General features: G+C 63.1%; 18 protein-coding genes, 1 tRNA gene and 1 pseudogene. All 20 read left to right on the top strand.

All coding sequences use genetic code 11. The annotated features are described in order from the left end of the window. Nucleotides 1-134 (top strand): annotated as a pseudogene (tuf, locus tag VNQ78_RS01035) (elongation factor Tu); the annotation flags it as partial. Between the two features lie 154 nt (nucleotides 135-288). Continuing rightward, nucleotides 289-1,182, top strand: a complete 894-nt coding sequence (gene yghX, locus VNQ78_RS01040; RefSeq protein ID WP_325685676.1) for a YghX family hydrolase — start codon at nucleotides 289-291, stop codon at nucleotides 1,180-1,182. A gap of 56 nt (nucleotides 1,183-1,238) precedes the next feature. After that, on the top strand, nucleotides 1,239-1,652 hold the full coding sequence (locus VNQ78_RS01045; RefSeq protein ID WP_325685678.1) for a GFA family protein: 414 nt from the start codon (nucleotides 1,239-1,241) through the stop codon (nucleotides 1,650-1,652). Between the two features lie 85 nt (nucleotides 1,653-1,737). Next, nucleotides 1,738-3,582: an ABC transporter ATP-binding protein gene (locus VNQ78_RS01050; RefSeq protein ID WP_325685680.1), complete on the top strand. Its 1,845-nt coding sequence runs from the start codon at nucleotides 1,738-1,740 to the stop codon at nucleotides 3,580-3,582. 116 nt (nucleotides 3,583-3,698) lie between these two features. Further along, nucleotides 3,699-3,774: transfer RNA gene (locus tag VNQ78_RS01055), tRNA-Trp, on the top strand. Between the two features lie 46 nt (nucleotides 3,775-3,820). Beyond that, nucleotides 3,821-4,693: a hypothetical protein gene (locus VNQ78_RS01060; RefSeq protein ID WP_325685682.1), complete on the top strand. Its 873-nt coding sequence runs from the start codon at nucleotides 3,821-3,823 to the stop codon at nucleotides 4,691-4,693. 76 nt (nucleotides 4,694-4,769) lie between these two features. Beyond that, on the top strand, nucleotides 4,770-4,964 hold the full coding sequence (gene secE / locus VNQ78_RS01065) for a preprotein translocase subunit SecE (protein ID WP_325685684.1): 195 nt from the start codon (nucleotides 4,770-4,772) through the stop codon (nucleotides 4,962-4,964). A 195-nt stretch (nucleotides 4,965-5,159) separates the two neighbouring features. After that, a complete protein-coding gene (nusG, locus tag VNQ78_RS01070) occupies nucleotides 5,160-5,699 on the top strand; it encodes a transcription termination/antitermination protein NusG (protein WP_325685686.1) in 540 nt (179 codons plus the stop codon). 92 nt (nucleotides 5,700-5,791) lie between these two features. Continuing rightward, a complete protein-coding gene (rplK, locus tag VNQ78_RS01075) occupies nucleotides 5,792-6,244 on the top strand; it encodes a 50S ribosomal protein L11 (RefSeq protein WP_325685688.1) in 453 nt (150 codons plus the stop codon). 3 nt (nucleotides 6,245-6,247) lie between these two features. Then, entirely contained in the window at nucleotides 6,248-6,946 is a 699-nt protein-coding gene (gene rplA / locus VNQ78_RS01080; protein WP_325685690.1) for a 50S ribosomal protein L1, read from the top strand. 233 nt (nucleotides 6,947-7,179) lie between these two features. Then, entirely contained in the window at nucleotides 7,180-7,695 is a 516-nt protein-coding gene (gene rplJ, locus VNQ78_RS01085; protein WP_325685692.1) for a 50S ribosomal protein L10, read from the top strand. A 66-nt stretch (nucleotides 7,696-7,761) separates the two neighbouring features. Further along, complete coding sequence (gene rplL / locus VNQ78_RS01090; RefSeq protein WP_325685694.1) at nucleotides 7,762-8,133, top strand: 50S ribosomal protein L7/L12; 372 nt, start codon at nucleotides 7,762-7,764, stop codon at nucleotides 8,131-8,133. A gap of 250 nt (nucleotides 8,134-8,383) precedes the next feature. Further along, nucleotides 8,384-12,532, top strand: a complete 4,149-nt coding sequence (rpoB, locus tag VNQ78_RS01095) for a DNA-directed RNA polymerase subunit beta (protein ID WP_325685696.1) — start codon at nucleotides 8,384-8,386, stop codon at nucleotides 12,530-12,532. A gap of 55 nt (nucleotides 12,533-12,587) precedes the next feature. Further along, nucleotides 12,588-16,796 carry a DNA-directed RNA polymerase subunit beta' gene (gene rpoC / locus VNQ78_RS01100; RefSeq protein ID WP_325685698.1) on the top strand — a complete coding sequence of 1,403 codons (4,209 nt, stop codon included), beginning with the start codon at nucleotides 12,588-12,590 and terminating at the stop codon, nucleotides 16,794-16,796. 153 nt (nucleotides 16,797-16,949) lie between these two features. Continuing rightward, nucleotides 16,950-17,894, top strand: coding sequence for a DMT family transporter (locus VNQ78_RS01105; RefSeq protein ID WP_325685700.1), 945 nt, complete (start codon nucleotides 16,950-16,952; stop codon nucleotides 17,892-17,894). Next, nucleotides 17,894-18,742 (top strand): putative rhamnosyl transferase, encoded by an 849-nt coding sequence (locus tag VNQ78_RS01110; protein ID WP_325685702.1) that lies wholly within the window; start codon nucleotides 17,894-17,896, stop codon nucleotides 18,740-18,742. Before VNQ78_RS01105 ends, VNQ78_RS01110 begins: the two co-directional genes overlap by 1 nt. Before the next feature lie 259 nt (nucleotides 18,743-19,001). Then, nucleotides 19,002-19,373 (top strand): 30S ribosomal protein S12, encoded by a 372-nt coding sequence (rpsL, locus tag VNQ78_RS01115; RefSeq protein ID WP_022705687.1) that lies wholly within the window; start codon nucleotides 19,002-19,004, stop codon nucleotides 19,371-19,373. A gap of 12 nt (nucleotides 19,374-19,385) precedes the next feature. Then, complete coding sequence (rpsG, locus tag VNQ78_RS01120; RefSeq protein ID WP_074970828.1) at nucleotides 19,386-19,856, top strand: 30S ribosomal protein S7; 471 nt, start codon at nucleotides 19,386-19,388, stop codon at nucleotides 19,854-19,856. A gap of 18 nt (nucleotides 19,857-19,874) precedes the next feature. Then, entirely contained in the window at nucleotides 19,875-21,998 is a 2,124-nt protein-coding gene (gene fusA, locus VNQ78_RS01125; protein WP_325685706.1) for an elongation factor G, read from the top strand. Nucleotides 21,999-22,065: 67 nt separating this feature from the next. After that, on the top strand, nucleotides 22,066-22,206 hold a 141-nt coding region (locus VNQ78_RS01130), incomplete at its 3' end, for a GTP-binding protein (protein WP_287884751.1).

Consider the following 22,206-nt stretch of genomic DNA (forward strand, 5'->3'; position numbering starts at 1 on the left):
TGATGCCGGGCGACAACCTGAAGTTCGAAGTCGAACTGATCGCCCCGATCGCGATGGAAGAGAAGCTGCGCTTCGCCATCCGTGAAGGCGGCCGCACCGTCGGCGCAGGCGTCGTCTCGAAAATCCTGAAGTAATTCGGGAAACACGGATCGTCGGGTGATCCCCTCGGGGATATCGCGACGACAGGGCCGTCCCCTTGGGGGCGGCCTTTTTCTTTTCCGAGAAAGTTTACCGGGAATTCACCGGTCAGCCTGCTAGGCTGTCCCAGCCAAAAGGGAGGGCAGGGCGATGACCGAACGCAGGAAGGCTTCCGATTTCCACCCGCGCATCCTCGAGATTTTCGACGGCTATGTGCATGGCCGCATCTCGAAACGCGACTTCATGGCGCAGGCCGCGCAATTCGCCACCGTCGGGATGTCGGCTGCCGCGATCTTCGAGGCGCTGAAGCCCGATTACGCGCTGGCCCAGCAGGTGCCCCCCGACGATCCCGCGATCCGAACCGAGACCGTGAGCTATGAAAGCCCTGAGGGGAATGGCAGCATCTCGGGCCTGATGGCGTGGCCCGCCGATGCCTCGGGCAAACTGCCGGCCGTGCTGGTGGTGCATGAGAATCGCGGCCTCAATCCCTATATCGAGGATGTGGTGCGCCGTCTTGGCAAGGCGGGCTATCTGGCTTTCGGGCCGGACGGGCTGAGTTCGATCGGCGGCTATCCGGGCAATGACGAGCAGGGGCGCGAGATGCAGGCGAGCCTTGATCCCGCGAAGCTGATGGAGGATTTCTTCGCCGCCTATGAGTTCCTGCGCGATCACCCGGATTCGACCGGCAAGGTCGGCTGCGTCGGCTTCTGCTATGGCGGGGGCGTCTGCAATGCGCTGGCCGTGGCCTATCCCGACCTCAATGCCTCGGTCCCGTTCTATGGCCGCCAACCGAGGGCCGAGGAAGTGGCCCGGATCAAGGCGCCGCTGCTGATCCACTATGCCGAGAGTGACGAGCGGGTGAATGCGGGCTGGCCGGATTACGAGGCCGCGCTGAAGGCCAATGGCAAGGAATATCAGGCCTTCTTCTATCCCGGCACCCAGCACGGTTTCCACAATGACACCACGCCCCGCTATGACGAGGCGGCGGCGAAACTGGCATGGGACCGGACGCAGGCCTTCTTCGCCGAAAAGCTCGTCAACTGACAGGATCTGTCAGCATTACTGCCTCAGGATGGCCGCAATCATCAGGAGGTTGAGCGATGAAGACCTATCACGGTTCCTGCTTTTGCGGCGCGGTGCATTTCGAGGCCGAGGGCGATCTTGGACAGGGAACGATGCGCTGCAATTGCCGCTTCTGCCGCAAGATGCGCTATTGGGAGATGCGCCTGCCGGATGCGGCGGGCTTCCGCGTCACCGAAGGCAGCGCGCATCTGGCCGAGACGCCGCGCAGCCAGCCGGACGGGGTGAACATGCATCACCATTTCTGCGCCCGCTGCGGCACCCGCCTCTGGACGCAGGGCGATCTTGCCGAGATGGGCGGGCCTTTCGTCATGGTCTGCATCAACGCGCTTGACGACGCGAGCGAGGCGGAGCTGATCGCCGCCCCGGTCTTTTATGCCGATGGCGCGCATGACGCATGGTGGAACCCGGCGCCCGAGACGCGGCACCTCTAGCCCCCCTTGCACCTCGCGCGGGTGCATGGGAACGTGCCGGCGGGCGATCAAGCGCGCCCGCCCTGCAAAATCCACGAGGTTCAGAATGTTTCGCTGGTTCGAAAGCCGGCTTGATCCCTATCCTGTCGACCTGCCGCGGATGCCCCCCAAGGGGCTCTGGCGCTTCATCCTGCATTTCTCGCGCGGGGCATGGGGCTACATGCTGGCCATGTCGGCCTGCTCGGCGCTGATCGCGGTGTTCGAGGTGATCCTGTTTGGCTATCTGGGCGAGTTGATCGACCGGCTGGCCGGGGCCGATCGTGCGAATTTCTGGCAGGTCGAGGGCGGGCGGCTGATCCTCATGGCCACGATCCTGGTGATCGGGCTGCCGCTTCTGCAGATCATCTTCTCGCTCCTGATGCACCAGACGCTGATGGGGAACCTGCCGCAGCGCATCCGCTGGCAGGCGCACCGCTATCTGCTGCGCCAGTCGATGAGCTATTTCCAGGACGAGTTCGCGGGCCGCATCGCCACCAAGCTGATGCAGACGGCGCTGGCCGTGCGCGAGGTGGCGATGAAGTTCCTCGACGTGCTGGTCTATGTCGGGGTCTATTTCCTTGGCGCGCTGGTCCTTGCCGCCTCGACCGACGGATGGCTTGCGGTGCCGTTCCTTGCCTGGGGGGTGTTCTATGGGCTGCTGCTGTGGTGGCTGGTGCCGCGCATCGGCCGGGTCAGCGAGGCGCAAGCAGACGCCCGCGCGGTGATGACCGGCCGAGTGGTCGACAGCTATACCAATATCTCGACCGTGAAGCTTTTCTCGCACAGCTCGCGCGAGGAGGCTTATGTCCGCGACAGCATGGACGGCTTCCTGCAAACGGTCCACACGCAGATGCGGCTGGCCTCGATCCAGAACATCCTGCTGGCCTCGCTGAACTCGGGCCTGACCTTTGCGGTCACGGCGCTGGGGATCTGGCTGTGGGTCGGGGGCCGGATCGAGGTCGGGGCGGTCGCCATCGCCATCCCGCTCGCGCTGCGGCTGGGCAACATGTCGCATTGGATCATGTGGGAATTTGCCGGGCTTTTCGAGAATATCGGCACGGTTCGGGACGGCATCGGCTCGCTTTCCTTGCCGCGTATGGTCACCGACGTCCCGGGCGCGAAGCCGCTCGAGGTGCCGAAGGGCCGGGTCGAGTTCCAGGACGTCACCTTCCGCTACCGCGACGCGGTCGAGGGGCAGGGCGGCGCGGTCCTCGACCACCTCACCCTCGACATTGCGCCGGGCGAGCGCATCGGACTGGTCGGCCGTTCGGGCGCGGGCAAGTCGACGCTGGTGAATCTGCTGCTGCGCTTCCACGACCTCGAATCGGGCCGCATCCTGATCGACGGGCAGGACATCTCGCAGGTCACGCAGGAATCGCTGCGCGCCGCGATCGGGGTGGTGACGCAGGACACCTCGCTGCTGCACCGCTCGATCCGGGACAACATCGCCTATGGCCGCCCCGAAGCCAGCGAGGACGAGGTCATGCGCGCCGCCGGTCAGGCCGAGGCGCTGGATTTCGTCGGCGTCCTCAGCGATTCGCGCGGGCGGCGGGGGCTGGAGGCCCATGTGGGCGAGCGCGGGGTGAAGCTTTCGGGTGGGCAGCGCCAGCGCATCGCCATCGCGCGCGTGCTGCTGAAGGATGCGCCGATCCTCGTCCTCGACGAGGCGACAAGCGCCCTCGACAGCGAGGTCGAGGCGGCGATTCAGGACCAGCTTGAACTGCTGATGCGTGACAAGACCGTGATCGCGATCGCGCACCGCCTCTCGACCATCGCGCGGATGGACCGGCTGGTGGTGATGGACCGGGGCCGGATCGTCGAGCAGGGCAGCCATGACGAATTGCTGGCGCGCGGCGGCATCTATGCCGGCCTCTGGGCGCGGCAATCCGGCGGGTTTCTGGAAAGCGACTGAGGCGGAGCCACCAGCCGCCCGCAGCGCGTCGGCAGGCTTCGTCGCAGGCCGGCGCGCAAGTTTCGGAAATTCGCCTTGACGGCCTTCAGCACAGGCCATATTTGAAGCCTCGGCTTAGGGGTTTAGCTCAGTTGGTAGAGCATCGGTCTCCAAAACCGAGGGTCGTGGGTTCGAGTCCCCCAACCCCTGCCAAGCCGCCTCTCTTGACAATTCGCATGACCTCCGGTGAACACGGGCCATGGCTCTGAGCATCCACTTGGGGGCGCACAAGACCGCCTCGACCCATCTGCAATTCTCGCTGCGTCAGATACGGAATCGGCTGAGCGAAGCCGGCCTTTTCTATGCCGACCCGGCCTTGCTGCGTGATGCCCTGCCGCTGGGGCTGGCGCTGGCCCAGGGCACGGCTTCGAAGGCCGCCCGCGAATGCCGGCGCCAGTTCGAGGAGGCGCTGGCCACGCATGAGGGGCTGCTGATCTCGGAGGAGAACATCCTCGGCGGAACCCATCGCACCAACATGTATTCGCGCTGGGGGACGCTCTATTCCACCGCGCCCAGACGCCTGCGTCAGGTGATCACGATGGCCGGGGCGGAGCCGGCCACCCTCTATCTGTCGATCCGCGACCCGGCCAGCTTCCATGTCTCGGCCTTTGCGCTGCAACTGAGCGCGGGCAACGAGATCGAGCTGGAACCCTATCTGGGCGAGCGCGATCCGGCGCGGGTCCGCTGGTCGGGGCTGGTCAAGCGGTTGGCTGCGGTCGAGGGCGTGAGCCGCATCGTCGTCTGGCGCTATGAGGATTATGCCGCGATCCGGCCGGAGCTTTTGGCCCGTCTGGTGCCGCCAGCCCTGCTGGCCGAAGTGCCCGCGCCCGCGCCGCGCAATGTCAGCGTGACCCAGCCCGGCTATGACTGGTATCGCGAGCGTGCGATGATCGACACGCAGTCCGACCTGCGCGACCTGTTCCAGCGGGCGCGCAAGAAGTTCCCGCGCGAGGCCGGACACCCGCCGCTCAGTCTGCTTGACGACAAGGTTAGGGCCCGCTCGGCCTATATCTACGGGGCCGAGATCGCGGCGATCCGCAGGATGCCGGGGGTCGAGTTTCTGGATCCCTGAGGCTTCGGGCGAGTTCCGGCTTGAATCCTGCGCCGGCAGCGGCTATCTGACGCGCTGCAAGACTCAAGGGAACATCATGGCCAACCCCGTCCAGTTCATCAGTCAGGTGCGCAGCGAAGTCGGCAAGATCAGCTGGCCGACCCGGCGCGAAGTGATCACCACCACCATCATGGTGCTGATCATGGCGACTCTGGCCTCGATCTTCTTCTTCCTCGTCGATCTTGCGATCAAGACGGGCCTGTCCCAGATCGTGAACTTCGTCGGCAGCTGAGGTCTTGCAATGAAGGGCAGGGGGCGTTATGTCCGTGCGATCTGCCCCGAGACGCGGCGTGCATCGATTCGGTCGTGCGCGCCGATTTCAATTTGGCCGGATGGTCGTTCGGACGAACGCCGAGCCTGATGGGCAGCAATGAATTGCAAGGGCTTGGCGTCAGCCGGCCTGGAATGAACAGGGGTCGATCGAGACATGGCAAAGCGTTGGTATTCGGTCAGCGTCCTGTCGAACTTTGAGAAGAAGGTTGCCGAGGCGATTCGCCAGGCGGCTTCGGAAAATGGTCTGGAAGAGCAGATCGACGAGGTTCTGGTCCCCACTGAAGAGGTGATCGAGATCCGTCGCGGCAAGAAAGTGACCTCCGAGCGTCGCTTCATGCCGGGCTACGTGCTGGTCCATATGGATCTCAGCGACCGGACCTATCACTTGGTCAACTCGATCAATCGGGTGACGGGTTTCCTCGGTGCGCAAGGCAAGCCGATGCCGATGCGCGACGACGAGGTGAACGCGATCCTGCATCGCACCGGTGAAGGCGGGGCCGAGGTGGCGCCGCGCAATCTGATCCGGTTCGACGTGGGCGAGCGTGTGAATGTGACCGACGGTCCGTTCGAGGGCTTCTCGGGGATGGTCGAAGAGGTGGATGAGGTCTCGAGCCGCATCAAGGTCACCGTTTCGATCTTTGGCCGGCCCACCCCGGTCGAGCTGGAATTCACGCAGGTTTCCAAGACCGCGTGATTTGGTGCGGGAGGCGTTCATCCCCTTTTGGGATGCGCCGGACCGCTAAGTCTGCCCGCATCCCGCGGGCGTGATGATAAGGAGAGGGCCAGATGGCCAAGAAAGTTGTCGGCAGCCTCAAGCTGCAAATCAAGGCGGGTCAAGCCAACCCGTCCCCGCCCGTCGGCCCGGCTCTGGGTCAGCGCGGCATCAACATCATGGAATTCTGCAAGGCGTTCAACGCCCGCACGCAGGAGATGGAGCAGGGTTCGCCTGTTCCGGTCGTGATCACCTATTACGCCGACAAGTCCTTCACCTTCGAGACGAAGACGGCCCCGGCCTCGTTCCTGCTGAAGAAGGCCGCTGGCCTGAAGCCGGTCGGCAAGCGCAACCGCGCCAAGGGCTCGGAAAAGCCCGGCCGTGTGGTCGCCGGTTCCGTGACCGCCAAGCAGGTCCGCGAGATCGCCGAAGCCAAGATGAAAGACCTGTCCGCGAACGACGTCGAAGCCGCGATGCAGATCATCCTCGGCTCGGCCCGTTCGATCGGCATCGAGGTGAAAGGCTAAGTCATGGCAAAAGTTGCGAAAAACAAAGCCGCTGCCCGCGCCGCCTTCGAAGGAAAATCGAACCTCACGGTCGAGGATGCGGTTGCTCTGGTGAAAGCCAACACCAAGGCGAAATTCGACGAGACCGTCGAGATCGCGATGAACCTGGGCGTTGACCCGCGCCACGCCGACCAGATGGTCCGCGGCGTCGTCACCCTGCCGAACGGCACGGGCAAGCACGTCCGCGTCGCCGTTTTCGCCCGTGGCCCGAAAGCTGACGAAGCCAAGGCCGCCGGTGCCGAGATCGTCGGTGCGGAAGACCTGCTGGAGACCATCCAGTCGGGCAAGATCGAATTCGATCGCTGCATCGCCACCCCGGACATGATGCCGCTGGTCGGCCGTCTGGGCAAGATCCTGGGCCCGCGCAACCTGATGCCGAACCCCAAGGTCGGCACGGTGACCATGGACGTGAAATCGGCCGTGGAAGCTGCCAAGGGCGGTGAAGTCCAGTTCAAGGCTGAAAAAGCCGGTGTCGTTCACGCTGGCGTTGGCAAGGCTTCCTTCGATGCCGCCAAGCTGGCCGAGAACATCCGCGCCTTCGTCGATGCGGTGAACCGCGCGAAGCCGTCGGGCGCCAAGGGCACCTATGTCAAGAAGGTCTCGATCAGCTCGACCATGGGGCCGGGCGTGTCGCTGGACCTGGCTTCGGCCGTCGCGCAGTAAGCGCAAGAATTTCGCCGGAGTGATCCGGCGGATGGCGGGGCGTTCATCGCGCCCCGTCCTGTCCGAGACGGAGGGTGCGGAGAGATCCGCTTAATTTCCTTCCTGAGATGGGATCAAGACCATTTTCCGAAGGTTTCTTCGGGGGATCTTGGACCGTCACGGACCGGTTCAGTCGCTGTTCGGGCGGCTGGATAGTTGAGCCGGGGGGAAACCCCCATACTTGGAGTGAAACCGTGGATAGAGCGCAAAAAGAGCAGCTGGTCGAAGAACTCGGCCAGATCTTTGAAGCCTCTGGCGTCGTGGTGGTTGCCCACTACGAAGGAATGACGGTTGCCCAAATGCAGGACCTGCGCGCGCAGATGCGCGAAGTTGGCGGGTCCGTTCGCGTTGCCAAGAACAGGCTCGCCAAGATCGCCCTGGATGGGAAGCCCTGCGCAAGCATTGCCGACTATCTGACGGGTATGACCGTGCTCGCTTACTCCGAGGATCCGGTGGCTGCGGCCAAGATCGCGGACAAGTACGCCAAGGCCAACGACAAGTTCGTGATCCTTGGTGGTGCGATGGGCGACACGGCGCTTGACCCTGCCGGTGTGAAAGCCGTGGCACAGATGCCGTCGCGTGAGGAGCTTATCGCTTCGATCGTGTCCTGCATCGGCGCCCCTGCCTCGAACATCGCGGGCGCGATTGGCGCACCTGCTTCCAACATCGCGGGCATCCTCACGACTCTGGAAGAGCGCGAGGCCGCTTAAGGCAATCCCATTCCCTCGTAGGGTTGAATACCCGTCGTTGGAACACTTAATGGAAAGAACGGAAAAATGGCTGACCTGAAAAAACTCGCCGAAGAAATCGTGGGCCTGACCCTGCTGGAAGCCCAGGAACTGAAGACCATCCTGAAAGACGAGTACGGCATCGAGCCGGCCGCCGGTGGCGCCGTCATGGTTGCTGGCCCGGCTGCGGCTGCTGAAGCCGTCGAAGAGAAAACCGAATTCGACGTCGTCCTGACCGACGCTGGCGCGAACAAGATCAACGTGATCAAAGAAGTTCGCGGCATCACCGGTCTTGGCCTGAAAGAAGCCAAGGACCTGGTCGAAGCCGGTGGCAAAGTCAAAGAAGGCGTCTCGAAAGCTGACGCTGAAGAAATGAAGAAAAAGCTCGAAGCGGCTGGCGCCAAGGTCGAGCTGAAGTAATTGGTCCTGCACCTGATGGTGCCGGCCGATTAATTCGGAACATTCAGGCAGGGTCCGGGTTTCCCGGTCCCTGCCGAACCTGTCTTGAAGGACGGTTTCAGGGAAAACCTTCCTTCAGGGCATGTTCGGGGTTCGGGAGCCGCGCGGTGGGACGCGAGGCACGAATGGGACCCCGCCCCTCATTCGCCGCCTTGCGCCGGTCGGGCCCCGACGACCGTCTGCAAGCGAAAGACGAAAGGTTAGACCCTCTATGGCGCAAGCTTATGTCGGCCAGAAACGCATCCGGCGTTACTATGGCAATATCCGCGAAGTCCTTGAAATGCCGAACCTCATCGAGGTTCAGAAATCCTCCTACGACCTGTTCCTGCGGTCGGGCGAGGGTGAGGGCCATCAGGACGGCGAGGGCATCAACGGTGTCTTCCAGTCGGTTTTCCCGATCAAGGACTTCAACGAGACGGCGACCCTCGAATTCGTGAAATACGAGCTTGAGCGGCCGAAATACGACGTTGACGAATGCCAGGCCCGCGACATGACCTATGCCGCGCCGCTGAAGGTGACGCTGCGTCTGATCGTGTTCGATGTCGACGAAAACACGGGCGCGAAATCGGTCAAGGACATCAAGGAGCAGGACGTCTACATGGGCGACATGCCCCTGATGACGCAGAACGGGACGTTCATCGTGAACGGGACCGAGCGTGTCGTCGTGTCGCAGATGCACCGCTCGCCCGGCGTGTTCTTCGACCACGACCGCGGCAAGACCCACAGCTCGGGCAAGCTGCTGTTCGCCTGCCGCATCATTCCCTATCGCGGCTCGTGGCTGGACTTCGAATTCGATGCCAAGGATCTTGTGTTCGCGCGTATCGACCGCCGCCGGAAACTGCCGGTGACGACGCTGCTCTATGCCCTCGGCATGGATCAGGAGGGCATCATGGATGCCTTCTACGACACGGTTGACTACAAGCTGCAGCGCGCCGTCCGGGGACAGGACGCGGGCTGGGTCACAAAGTTCTTCCCCGAGCGCGTGCGCGGCACCCGCCCGACCTATGACCTCGTGAACGCCGAAACCGGCGAAGTCGTCACCAAGGCCGGCGACAAGGTCACGCCGCGTCTGGTCAAGCAGCTTGCCGAAAAAGGCGACATGAACCTGCTGCTGCCCTTCGACAAGATCGTCGGCCGCTTCGTCGCGAAAGACATCATCAACGAGGATACCGGCTTCATCTATGCCGAAGCCGGTGACGAAATCACGATCGAATACGATCGCGATGGCGAGATCTCGGGCGGTCTGCTGAAAGTCCTGCTGGACAACGGCATCGAGGACATCCCGGTTCTGGACATCGACCACGTCAATGTCGGTCCCTATATCCGCAACACCATGGCGGCGGACAAGAACATGAACCGCGAAGGCGCGCTCATGGACATCTACCGCGTGATGCGTCCGGGTGAGCCGCCGACCGTCGAGGCTGCCTCGACGCTGTTCAACAGCCTGTTCTTCGACGGCGAGCGCTACGACCTTTCGGCCGTGGGTCGCGTCAAGATGAACATGCGCCTTGATCTGGATGCGCCGGACACCCAGCGCACCCTGCGCAAGGATGACATCATCGCCTGTATCCGCGGTCTCGTGGAACTGCGCGACGGCAAGGGCGAGATCGACGACATCGACCACCTCGGCAACCGCCGGGTGCGCTCGGTCGGCGAACTGATGGAAAACCAGTATCGCATCGGCCTGCTGCGCATGGAACGCGCGATCCGCGAGCGCATGTCCGGCGTCGAGATCGACACTGTCATGCCGCAGGATCTGATCAACGCGAAGCCCGCGGCTGCTGCCGTGCGCGAGTTTTTCGGCTCGTCGCAGCTGTCGCAGTTCATGGACCAGACCAACCCGCTGTCGGAAGTCACGCACAAGCGCCGTCTCTCGGCGCTGGGGCCGGGCGGTCTGACCCGTGAGCGCGCCGGCTTCGAGGTTCGCGACGTTCACCCGACCCACTATGGCCGGATGTGCCCGATCGAAACGCCGGAAGGCCAGAACATCGGTCTGATCAACTCGCTGGCCACCTTCGCCCGCGTGAACAAATACGGCTTCATCGAGACCCCGTATCGCAAGGTCATCGAAGGTCACGTCACCGACGACGTGGTCTATATGTCCGCGACCGAGGAAATGCGTCACACCGTGGCTCAGGCCAACGCGACGCTGGATGAGAACGGCAAGTTCGTGGACGAGCTGGTCTCGACCCGTCAGGCCGGCGACTTCATGCTGAACCCGGTGGAAGCGGTCGACCTGATCGACGTTTCGCCCAAGCAGCTGGTCTCGGTCGCTGCGGCGCTGATCCCGTTCCTCGAGAATGACGACGCCAACCGCGCGCTGATGGGCGCCAACATGCAGCGTCAGGCTGTCCCGCTTCTGCGGGCAGAGGCGCCGTTTGTCGGCACCGGCATGGAAGCGACGGTTGCGCGCGATTCCGGCGCGGCCATCATGGCCCGTCGCGGCGGCATCATCGACCAGGTCGATGCGCAGCGTATCGTTATCCGGGCGACCGAGGATCTGGGCGCGGGCGACGCGGGCGTGGACATCTATCGTCTGCGCAAGTTCAAGCGTTCGAACCAGTCCTCGACCATCAACCAGCGTCCGCTGGTCAAGGTGGGCGACAAGGTGGTGAAGGGTCAGGTCGTTGCCGACGGTCCGTCGACCGATCAGGGCGAATTGGCGATCGGCCGGAACGTGGTCGTGGCCTTCATGCCGTGGAACGGCTACAATTACGAGGACTCGATCCTCGTGAGCGAGCGTATCCACCGCGACGACGTCTATACCTCGATCCATATCGACGAGTATGAGGTTGCGGCCCGCGACACCAAGCTTGGCCCGGAAGAGATCACCCGCGACATCCCGAACGTCGGCGAGGAGGCGCTGCGCAACCTCGACGAGGCTGGCATCGTCTATATCGGCGCCGAAGTGGGACCGGGCGACATTCTGGTCGGCAAGATCACCCCGAAGGGTGAATCGCCGATGACCCCGGAAGAAAAGCTGCTTCGCGCGATCTTCGGCGAAAAGGCTTCGGACGTGCGCGACACCTCGCTGCGTCTGCCGCCGGGTGCCTATGGCACGATCGTCGAGGTTCGGGTCTTCAACCGCCACGGCGTCGACAAGGACGAGCGTGCGTTGCAGATCGAGCGCGAGGAAGTCGAGCGTCTGGCCCGCGACCGTGACGACGAGCTGGCGATTCTGGAGCGCAACATCTATGCGCGCCTGAAATCGCTGATCACCGGCAAGGAAGTCGTGAAGGGTCCGAAAGGCATCAAGGCCGGAGCGATCGTCAACGACGACCTGCTGAGCCAGCTGAGCCGCGGGCAATGGTGGCAGCTTGCCGTCGCCGAAGAGGAAACCGCCAAGGAAGTCGAGGCGCTGAACCAGCAATTCGACGCGCTGAAGCGTGCCCTCGACAACCGCTTCGACGACAAGGTCGAGAAGGTCCGTCAAGGCGACGACCTGCCTCCGGGCGTGATGAAGATGGTCAAGGTGTTCGTTGCCGTGAAGCGCAAGCTTCAGGCCGGGGACAAGATGGCCGGTCGTCACGGCAACAAGGGTGTCGTTTCGAAGGTCGTGCCGATCGAGGACATGCCGTTCCTCGCCGATGGCACGCCGGTTGACCTCGTGCTGAACCCGCTGGGCGTGCCGTCGCGCATGAACGTCGGTCAGATCCTCGAAGTGCACATGGGCTGGGCCAGCCGTGGCCTTGGCATCAAGATCGACGAGGCGCTGGAGGAATACCGGCGCAATGGCGACATGACGACCGTTCGCGATGCCATGAAGAACGGCTATGGCGACCAGACCTATGATCTGACCTTCGCCGACATGGCGGACGAGGACGTGCTGGAAAGCGCCAATGCTGTCCGGGCTGGTGTTCCGATCGCGACGCCGGTGTTCGACGGTGCGAAGGAGGCGGATATCAACGACGCCCTCAAGCGTGCCGGCTTCAACGAGTCGGGCCAGTCGATCGTCTTCGACGGCCGCACGGGCGAGCCCTTCGCGCGTCCTGTGACCGTGGGTGTGAAGTACTTCCTGAAGCTTCACCACCTTGTCGACGACAAGATGCACGCCCGTTCGACCGGGCCGTACAGCCTCGTCACGCAGCAGCCGCTGGGTGGTAAGGCGCAGTTCGGCGGTCAGCGTCTGGGTGAGATGGAGGTCTGGGCGCTGGAAGCCTATGGCGCCGCCTATACCCTGCAGGAGATGCTGACGGTGAAGTCGGACGACGTTGCCGGCCGCACCAAGGTCTATGAGAGCATCGTCAAGGGCGAGGACAACTTCGAAGCCGGCGTGCCGGAATCGTTCAACGTTCTGGTCAAGGAGGTCCGGGGTCTGGGCCTCAACATGGAACTCCTGGATGCGGAGGACGAGGAGTGAGGGCGCGAAAGCGCCCCATTTCCCTCCTTTCCGCGCCCCTCATTAGGATTTGAAAATGAACCAGGAACTTGCCACCAACCCCCTGAACCCGCTGGCCCAGCCGCGTCAGTTCGATGAGATCAAGATCTCGCTGGCCTCGCCCGAAGAAATTCTGGCCTGGTCCTATGGCGAGGTGAAGAAGCCCGAAACCATCAACTACCGCACGTTCAAGCCCGAGCGTGACGGCCTGTTCTGCGCGCGTATCTTTGGCCCGATCAAGGATTACGAATGCCTCTGCGGCAAATACAAGCGCATGAAATATCGCGGCCTCGTCTGCGAGAAATGCGGCGTCGAGGTCACGTTGCAGAAGGTCCGGCGCGAGCGCATGGGCCATATCGAGCTGGCCGCCCCGGTCGCGCATATCTGGTTCCTGAAGTCGCTGCCCTCGCGCATCGGCCTGATGCTGGACATGACGCTGCGCGATCTCGAGCGTATTCTCTATTTCGAGAATTACGTCGTGATCGAACCGGGTCTGACCGACCTGACCTACGGCCAGCTTCTGACCGAGGAAGAATTCCTCGACGCTCAGGACCAGTATGGCGCTGACGCGTTCTCGGCCAATATCGGTGCCGAGGCGATCCGCGAAATGCTGGCCAATATCGACCTGGCCGCCACTGCCGAGCAGCTTCGCGAGGAGCTGAAGGAAGCGACGGGCGAGCTGAAGCCGAAGAAGATCATCAAGCGCCTGAAGATCGTCGAGAGCTTCCTCGAGTCGGGCAACCGTCCCGAATGGATGGTCCTGACCGTGATCCCGGTCATTCCGCCGGAACTGCGTCCGCTGGTTCCGCTGGATGGCGGCCGCTTCGCGACCTCGGACCTGAACGACCTGTATCGCCGGGTCATCAACCGGAACAACCGCCTGAAGCGCCTGATCGAGCTTCGCGCGCCCGACATCATCGTCCGCAACGAAAAGCGGATGCTGCAAGAGTCGGTCGATGCGCTGTTCGACAACGGCCGTCGCGGCCGCGTCATCACCGGCAACAACAAGCGCCCGCTGAAGTCGCTCTCCGACATGCTGAAGGGCAAGCAGGGCCGCTTCCGCCAGAACCTTCTGGGGAAACGGGTCGACTTCTCGGGCCGTTCGGTCATCGTGACCGGGCCGGAACTGAAGCTGCACCAGTGCGGGTTGCCGAAGAAGATGGCGCTCGAACTGTTCAAGCCGTTCATCTATTCGCGGCTTGAGGCGAAGGGCCTCAGCTCGACCGTCAAGCAGGCGAAGAAGCTGGTCGAGAAAGAGCGTCCCGAGGTCTGGGACATCCTCGACGAGGTGATCCGCGAGCATCCGGTTCTGCTGAACCGCGCGCCGACGCTGCACCGCCTGGGCATCCAGGCGTTCGAGCCGATCCTGATCGAAGGCAAGGCGATCCAGCTTCACCCGCTGGTCTGCTCGGCCTTCAACGCCGACTTCGACGGCGACCAGATGGCTGTTCACGTCCCGCTGTCGCTTGAGGCGCAGCTGGAAGCGCGCGTCCTGATGATGTCGACGAACAACGTTCTGTCGCCCGCCAACGGCGCGCCGATCATCGTTCCGTCGCAGGACATGGTCCTTGGTCTCTACTACACGACCATGGAACGCGAGGGCATGAAGGGCGAAGGCATGGCCTTCACCAACCTCGAAGAGGTCGAGCACGCGCTGGCTTCCGGCGCGGTGCATCTGCATGCCCGCATCAAGGCCCGCCTGCCGCAGATCGACGAGAACGGCAACGAGGTCATCAAGCGCTTCGACACGACTCCGGGCCGGATCCGTCTTGGCGCGCTGCTGCCCAAGAACGCAAAGGCTCCCTTCGAGCTGGTCAACCGCCTTCTGCGCAAGAAGGACATCCAGAACGTCATCGACACCGTCTACCGCTACTGCGGCCAGAAAGAGTCGGTGATCTTCTGTGACCAGATCATGGGTCTCGGCTTCCGCGAGGCGTTCAAGGCCGGCATTTCCTTCGGCAAGGACGACATGGTCATCCCGCCGACGAAATGGGATCTGGTCGAAGAGACGCAGGACCAGGTGAAGCAGTTCGAACAGCAATATCTGGACGGCCTGATCACCCAGGGCGAGAAGTACAACAAGGTCGTGGACGCCTGGTCGAAATGTAACGACAAGGTCACCGACGCGATGATGAAGACCATCTCGGCCACCAAGAAGGACGAGAAGGGTGCGGAGCTTGAGCCGAACTCGGTCTACATGATGGCGCACTCCGGTGCCCGGGGTTCGGTCAGCCAGATGAAGCAGCTGGGCGGGATGCGCGGCCTGATGGCCAAGCCGAACGGCGAGATCATCGAGACGCCGATCATCTCGAACTTCAAGGAAGGTCTGACCGTTCTTGAATACTTCAACTCGACCCACGGCGCCCGGAAGGGTCTGTCCGATACCGCTCTGAAGACCGCGAACTCGGGTTACCTGACCCGTCGTCTGGTCGACGTGGCGCAGGACTGCATCATCCGTGAGCATGACTGCGGCACCGATCGCGCGATCACCGCTTCGGCGGCGGTCAATGACGGCGAAATCGTCAGCCCGCTTTCCGAGCGCGTTCTGGGCCGGACCGCGGCCGATGACGTGCTGGTTCCGGGCGAGGATGTCGTGATCGTTCGCAAGAACGAGCTGATCGACGAACGCAAGGCGGACGAGATCGAGCAGGCCGGCGTCCAGTCGGTCCGCATCCGCTCGGCCCTGACCTGCGAATCCGAGGACGGCATCTGCGCGCTCTGCTATGGTCGCGACTTGGCCCGCGGCACGCTGGTCAATATCGGCGAGGCCGTCGGCATCATCGCCGCGCAGTCGATCGGCGAGCCCGGCACGCAGCTGACGATGCGGACCTTCCACATCGGCGGCATCGCGCAGGGTGGTCAGCAGTCCTTCATTGCGGCGGCACAGGAAGGCACGGTCTCGTATGAAAACGAGAGCACGCTGGAAAATGCCAATGGCGAGCTGATCGTGATGAGCCGCAACATGCAGCTGAACATCTTGAATGCTCAGGGCGAAGTGCTGGCGAACCACAAGCTGTTCTACGGCTCGAAACTGTTCGTGCGCGAAGGCGATCACGTCAATCGCGGCCAGAAGATGTTCGAATGGGATCCCTATACCCTGCCGATCATCGCCGAGAAGGCCGGTATCGCGAAATATGTCGACCTGCTCTCGGGCATCTCGGTCCGCGACGAGACCGACGATGCAACGGGCATGACGCAGAAGATCGTGACCGACTGGCGTTCGGCGCCGAAGGGCAATGAGCTGAAGCCGGAGATCATCATCGTCGATCAGGACGGCGAGCCGGTCCGCAACGAGCAGGGCAACCCTGTCACCTATCCGATGTCGGTCGACGCCGTTCTGTCGGTCGAGGAAGGGCAGGAGATCAAGGCCGGCGACGTCGTGGCGCGTATCCCGCGCGAAGGCGCCAAGACCAAGGACATCACCGGGGGTCTTCCCCGCGTGGCGGAACTGTTCGAGGCCCGTCGTCCCAAGGATCACGCAATCATCGCCGAACTCGATGGCTACGTGCGCTTCGGCAAGGACTACAAGAACAAGCGCCGCATCTCGATCGAGCCTGCTGACGACACGCTGGAAGCCGTCGAATACATGGTGCCGAAAGGCAAGCACATCCCGGTTCACGAAGGTGACTTCGTGCAGAAGGGCGACTACATCATGGACGGCAACCCGGCGCCGCATGACATCCTGCGCATCATGGGGATCGAGGCTCTGGCCGACTATCTCATCGACGAGGTGCAGGACGTCTATCGACTGCAGGGCGTGAAGATCAACGACAAGCACATCGAGGTGATCGTTCGCCAGATGCTGCAAAAGATCGAGATCCTCGACAGCGGCGACACCACGCTGCTGAAGGGCGAAAACGTCGACCGCGACGAGTTCGTGGAAGAGAACGCCAAGATCGAAGCCAAGGGTGGCCGTCCGGCCACGGGCGAGCCGGTGCTTCTGGGCATCACCAAGGCATCGCTGCAGACCCGCAGCTTCATCTCGGCCGCCTCGTTCCAGGAGACGACCCGCGTGCTGACCGAGGCCGCCGTTCAGGGCAAGCGCGACAAGCTGGTCGGGCTGAAGGAGAACGTCATCGTCGGCCGCCTGATCCCGGCGGGCACCGGTGGCGCGACCTCGCGCGTGAAGCGCATCGCGACCGAGCGCGACAATGCCGTGATCGAGGCGCGCCGCGCCGAGGCCGAGGCTGCCGCCGCGCTGATCGCGCCCGAGGAAGTCCCGGCATCGACGGGCAGCGAAGGCTGATCCATCGCCACATGACCTTGCGAAGGCCCGGAGCATCTGCTCCGGGCCTTTTGCATTTCGGGACCCTGCCGGAGCCTGCTTGCCGGATATCGCCGCGCTGGATTTTTACCTTTCGTCTCAATACCGTTCGCGGGCGGACGCAGCGGAGCCTTCATGCGCACACCCCTCATTTCGCCCAACCGCCGCGTCAGACCGGCCTCGCTTCCGTCGCAGATCCCGGCCGGGGCAAGTGAGAACCTGCAAGGCGCGCTGCTGATGATGACGAGCATGGCGGCGTTCACCTGCAACGACTCGATCATGAAGGGGGTGACGCAGCATCTGCCGCTTTATGAAGCGGTGGTGATCCGGGGGTTGCTGGTCCTCGGCCTCATGTTGCTTGTGGCACGGCTGCATGGCGAAAGGATCAGCCTTGCCGTGCCGCGCGGCGACCGGCTTCCTCTGGTGATGCGCAGCGTCGCGGACATCCTCTCGACGCTGCTTTATCTGCTGGCGCTGCGCCAGATGGCGCTCGCTGATCTGTCGGCCATCATGCAGGCGTTGCCGCTGGCGGTCACGCTGGCTGCCGCGCTGGTCTTTCGCGAGCGGTTGGGCTGGCGCAGGCTTTCGGCGATCGGTGTCGGCTTCGTCGGGGTGGTCCTGATCCTCCGTCCGGGCACGGGGGCCTTCGACCTGTGGTCCTTCCTCGCGCTTGCCTCGATGCTGCTGATCGTGGTCCGCGACATCGCGACCCGGTTCTTCTCGGCCGCGGTCGGCTCGGCCACCATCGCCTTTTATGCCGCGCTGACGGTGACGCTGTCGGGCGTCGCGTTGGGGCTGACCGAGACATGGCGGTTGCCCCGTCCCGGCGAGATGGGATTGCTGCTGCTTTCCGCGGCTTTCCTGACCGTCGGATATTTCACCGCCGTCGCCACCATGCGCGTGGGCGAGATTTCCTTCGTCGCGCCCTTTCGCTATACGTCGCTGATCTGGGCGATCCTGCTGGGATTGGTCTTTTTCGGCGAATGGCCGGACCCCTGGACATGGGGCGGCTCGGCATTGGTGGTGGGCGCGGGGCTTTATTCCATCCTGCGCGAAAGGCAATTGGGAAGGCGGGTCTGATGCGGGTTCAAATGCTGGGGCTTTGCCGCTTCTCCTATCTGGGCGGCAGGGGCTTTCAGGTGACGCATGAAAGCATCGAGGAGCGGCGCGCCTATCTCTACGATCCCGAGCGGCTGGAGCGGCGCTGGTTCTGGTTCGAGAATATCGCGCTGCCCGGCTTGCTGGCGCAGACCGATCCCGATTTCACGCTGGTCCTGATGACCGGCCCGGACCTGCCGGAGCCGTATATGGGGCGGCTGCGCGAACTGACCGAGATCGCGCCGCAGTTCAAGCTGGCGCTGGTCCCGCCGATGGACCTGCATCTTGAGGCCTGCCTTGCCGCCATCGCCCCGCATATCGAAGAGGAAGCGGATGTCGTCGGGCATTTCCGGCAGGATGACGACGACGCGGTTGCGGTGGACTACATCCGGGACGCGCGCCGCGATTTCGCCGCGATGCAGCCGCTGTGGAAGCGCCGCCGCCGGCTTTCCTGCGACTATGCGCGCGGGCTGGTGCTGAAGGCCACGCAAAAGGGCATCACGGTCGAGCCTCGGGTGATTTACAACGCCGTGGCCGGGCTGACCGTCTATTTGCCCCCGGATGCCGGGCGCAGCGTCATGCATTTCCCGCATTGGAAGATCGGCCTCTCGATGCCGGGCGTGACCCTGCCCGCGAAGGTAATGTTCGTGCGCCTTCTGAACCACGACAACGATTCCGGCGCGATCGGCGCGGGCTATCCCTGGGAGGCCGCGGGCGAGGATCTGGCGGAGATGCTGGCCGAGCGTTTCCGCATCGACCTTCCCACCATCGAGGCCGCCGCGCGCGGCTTTGGCCTGCCGGGCGCCGATCGTCCGCGCTGGGGCCAATAGGGCAGGGGCAGGGCGCGGGAGGCGCTGTTGACTCCCCCCGCGATTCCCCCTATACGCCGCACACCCGGCAGGATTCTGCCTGGGGCCCAGAACCTATGTTTGGTCACGATCCGGGCGCAAGCTCCGATCCTCTGGAAATAAACCCGTCCTCCCGCGAGGGATAGGATGGGTTCTGGCGTTTCGCGATGGGCGCGTTACGCCGTCGAGAAGTGGCGCAGCAATTGCTGCGAGTATTGACGAAAGCAAGACGGGGAACCGAATGCCGACGATCCAACAGCTGATCCGCAAGCCGCGGCAGCCGAAAGTGCAGCGCTCGAAGTCGCAGCACCTGCAAGGGTGCCCGCAGAAGCGTGGCGTATGTACGCGCGTCTATACCACGACGCCGAAGAAACCGAACTCCGCTATGCGTAAGGTCGCCAAGGTGCGCCTGACGAATGGCTTCGAGGTCATCTCCTATATCCCGGGCGAAAAGCACAACCTCCAGGAGCACAGCGTCGTGCTGATCCGCGGCGGCCGTGTAAAAGACCTTCCGGGTGTCCGTTACCACATCCTTCGCGGTGTGCTGGACACCCAGGGCGTCAAAGATCGTCGTCAACGCCGTTCGAAATACGGCGCGAAGCGTCCGAAGTAAGGAGATCACGATATGTCTCGTCGTCACGCCGCTGAGAAGCGCGAAGTCCTGCCCGACGCCAAGTATGGCGATCGCGTGCTGACCAAATTCATGAACAACCTGATGATCGACGGCAAGAAGTCGGTCGCCGAGCGCATCGTCTACAGCGCCCTTGACCGCGTTCAGGGCAAGCTGAAGCGCGAGCCGATCGAGGTGTTCCACGAAGCCCTCGACAACGTGAAGCCCTCGGTCGAAGTGCGCTCGCGCCGCGTCGGTGGTGCGACCTACCAGGTTCCGGTCGAGGTTCGCCCGACCCGCCGCGAGGCTCTGGCCATCCGCTGGCTGATCGATGCGTCGAAAAAGCGCAACGAACACACCATGGAAGAGCGCCTGGCCGGTGAACTGGCCGATGCGGTCAACGGTCGCGGCACCGCCGTGAAGAAGCGTGAAGACACGCACAAGATGGCCGACGCCAACAAAGCGTTCAGCCACTACCGCTGGTAACCGGAAGGAAGGCCCTCTATGGCACGCGAATATCCGCTGGAGCGCTACCGGAACTTCGGGATCATGGCCCACATCGATGCGGGCAAGACCACGATGACCGAGCGCATCCTGTTCTACACCGGCAAGAACCACAAGATCGGCGAGACGCATGACGGCGCCTCGACGATGGACTGGATGGAGCAAGAGGCCGAGCGCGGCATCACCATCACCTCGGCTGCAACCACGACCTTCTGGCAGCGCCACGAGGACGCGGATTTCACCGAGGACCAGTCGCAGCGCAACCGCTTCAACATCATCGACACCCCCGGCCACGTCGACTTCACCATCGAAGTCGAACGCTCGCTGGCGGTTCTCGACGGTGCGATCTGCCTTCTGGACGGCAATGCCGGCGTCGAGCCGCAGACCGAGACCGTGTGGCGTCAGGCTGACCGCTACAAGGTTCCGCGCATCGTGTTCGTCAACAAGATGGACAAGATCGGCGCCGACTATTTCAACTGCGTCAACATGGTCAAAGACCGCACCGGCGGCACCCCGTGCCCGATCGCTCTGCCGATCGGCGCCGAGGATACGCTGGAAGGCATCATCGACCTGATCAAGATGGAAGAATGGGTCTGGAAGGGCGAAGACCTCGGCGCAAGCTGGGTTCGTCAACCGATCCGTGCCGAGCTTCAGGAGCTTGCCGACGAATGGCGCGGCAAGATGATCGAGCTTGCCGTCGACATGGACGACGCCGCCATGGAAGCCTATCTGGAGGGCAACGAGCCCGACGAGGCGACCCTGCGCGCGCTGATCCGCAAGGGCACGCTGTCCTTGTCCTTCTTCCCGATGATGGCCGGTTCCGCGTTCAAGAACAAAGGTGTGCAGCCGCTGCTGAACGCCGTTGTCGACTTCCTGCCCGCGCCGACCGACGTTCCCGCCTATCTGGGCTTCGCCCCGGGTGACGAGACCGAGACCCGCAACATCGAGCGTTCCGCCTCGGACGAGCAGCCCTTCTCGGCGCTGGCGTTCAAGATCATGAACGACCCCTTCGTCGGCTCGCTGACCTTCACGCGCATCTATTCGGGCGCGCTGAAGAAGGGCGACCAGATGATGAACTCGACCAAGGGCAAGCGCGAGCGTGTCGGCCGGATGATGGTGATGCACGCCATCAACCGCGAGGAGATCGAGGAAGCGTTCGCTGGCGACATCATCGCTCTGGCGGGCCTGAAGGACACCACCACGGGCGACACGCTGTGCGACCCGAACAAGCCGGTGGTTCTGGAAACCATGACCTTCCCCGAGCCGGTGATCGAGATCGCCGTCGAGCCGAAGTCGAAAGCCGACCAGGAGAAGATGGGCCTCGCCCTTCAGCGCCTGTCTGCTGAAGACCCGTCCTTCCGCGTCGAGACCGACCTCGAGTCGGGCCAGACCATCATGAAGGGCATGGGCGAACTTCATCTCGACATCCTCGTGGATCGCATGAAGCGCGAGTTCAAGGTCGAGGCGAATATCGGTGCGCCGCAGGTGGCTTACCGCGAGACGATCTCGTCGCAGGCCGAAATCGACTATACGCACAAGAAACAGACCGGTGGTACCGGCCAGTTCGCGCGTATCAAGCTGGTCATCACCCCGACCGAGCCGGGCGAAGGTTATTCGTTCGAATCGAAGATCGTGGGCGGTGCGGTGCCGAAGGAATACATCCCCGGCGTCGAAAAAGGCATCAAGTCCGTCATGGACTCGGGTCCGTTGGCTGGCTTCCCGGTGATCGACTTCAAGGTGGCGCTGATCGACGGTGCCTTCCACGACGTCGACTCCTCGGTCCTGGCCTTCGAGATCGCCGCGCGTGCCGCCATGCGTGAAGGTCTGAAGAAAGCCGGCGCCAAGCTGCTGGAACCGATCATGAAGGTCGAAGTCGTGACGCCGGAAGAATATACCGGTTCGATCATCGGCGACCTCACCAGCCGTCGCGGCATGGTGCGTGGTCAGGATACCCGTGGCAACGCCAACGTGATCGACGCGATGGTGCCGCTGGCCAACATGTTCGGCTACATCAACAACCTGCGCTCGATGTCCTCGGGCCGCGCAGTGTTCACGATGCAGTTCGACCATTACGAGGCCGTGCCGCAGAACATCTCGGACGAGATCCAGAAGAAATACGCCTGATCGGGATGGCGGGGCCGATGCGCCCCGCCTCTCCTCTTAGACAACTGAATCCTAAGGAGCCCTGCTTATGGCAAAGGCAAAGTTTGAACGTACGAAACCGCACGTCAACATCGGGACCATTGGTCACGTTGACCACGGCAAGACGACTCTGACGGCTGCGATCACCAAGTATTTTGGTGAATTCAAGGCCTATGACCAGATCGATGGT

The sequence above is a fragment of the Paracoccus sp. (in: a-proteobacteria) genome (genome assembly GCF_035556475.1).
GTDB lineage: Bacteria > Pseudomonadota > Alphaproteobacteria > Rhodobacterales > Rhodobacteraceae > Paracoccus.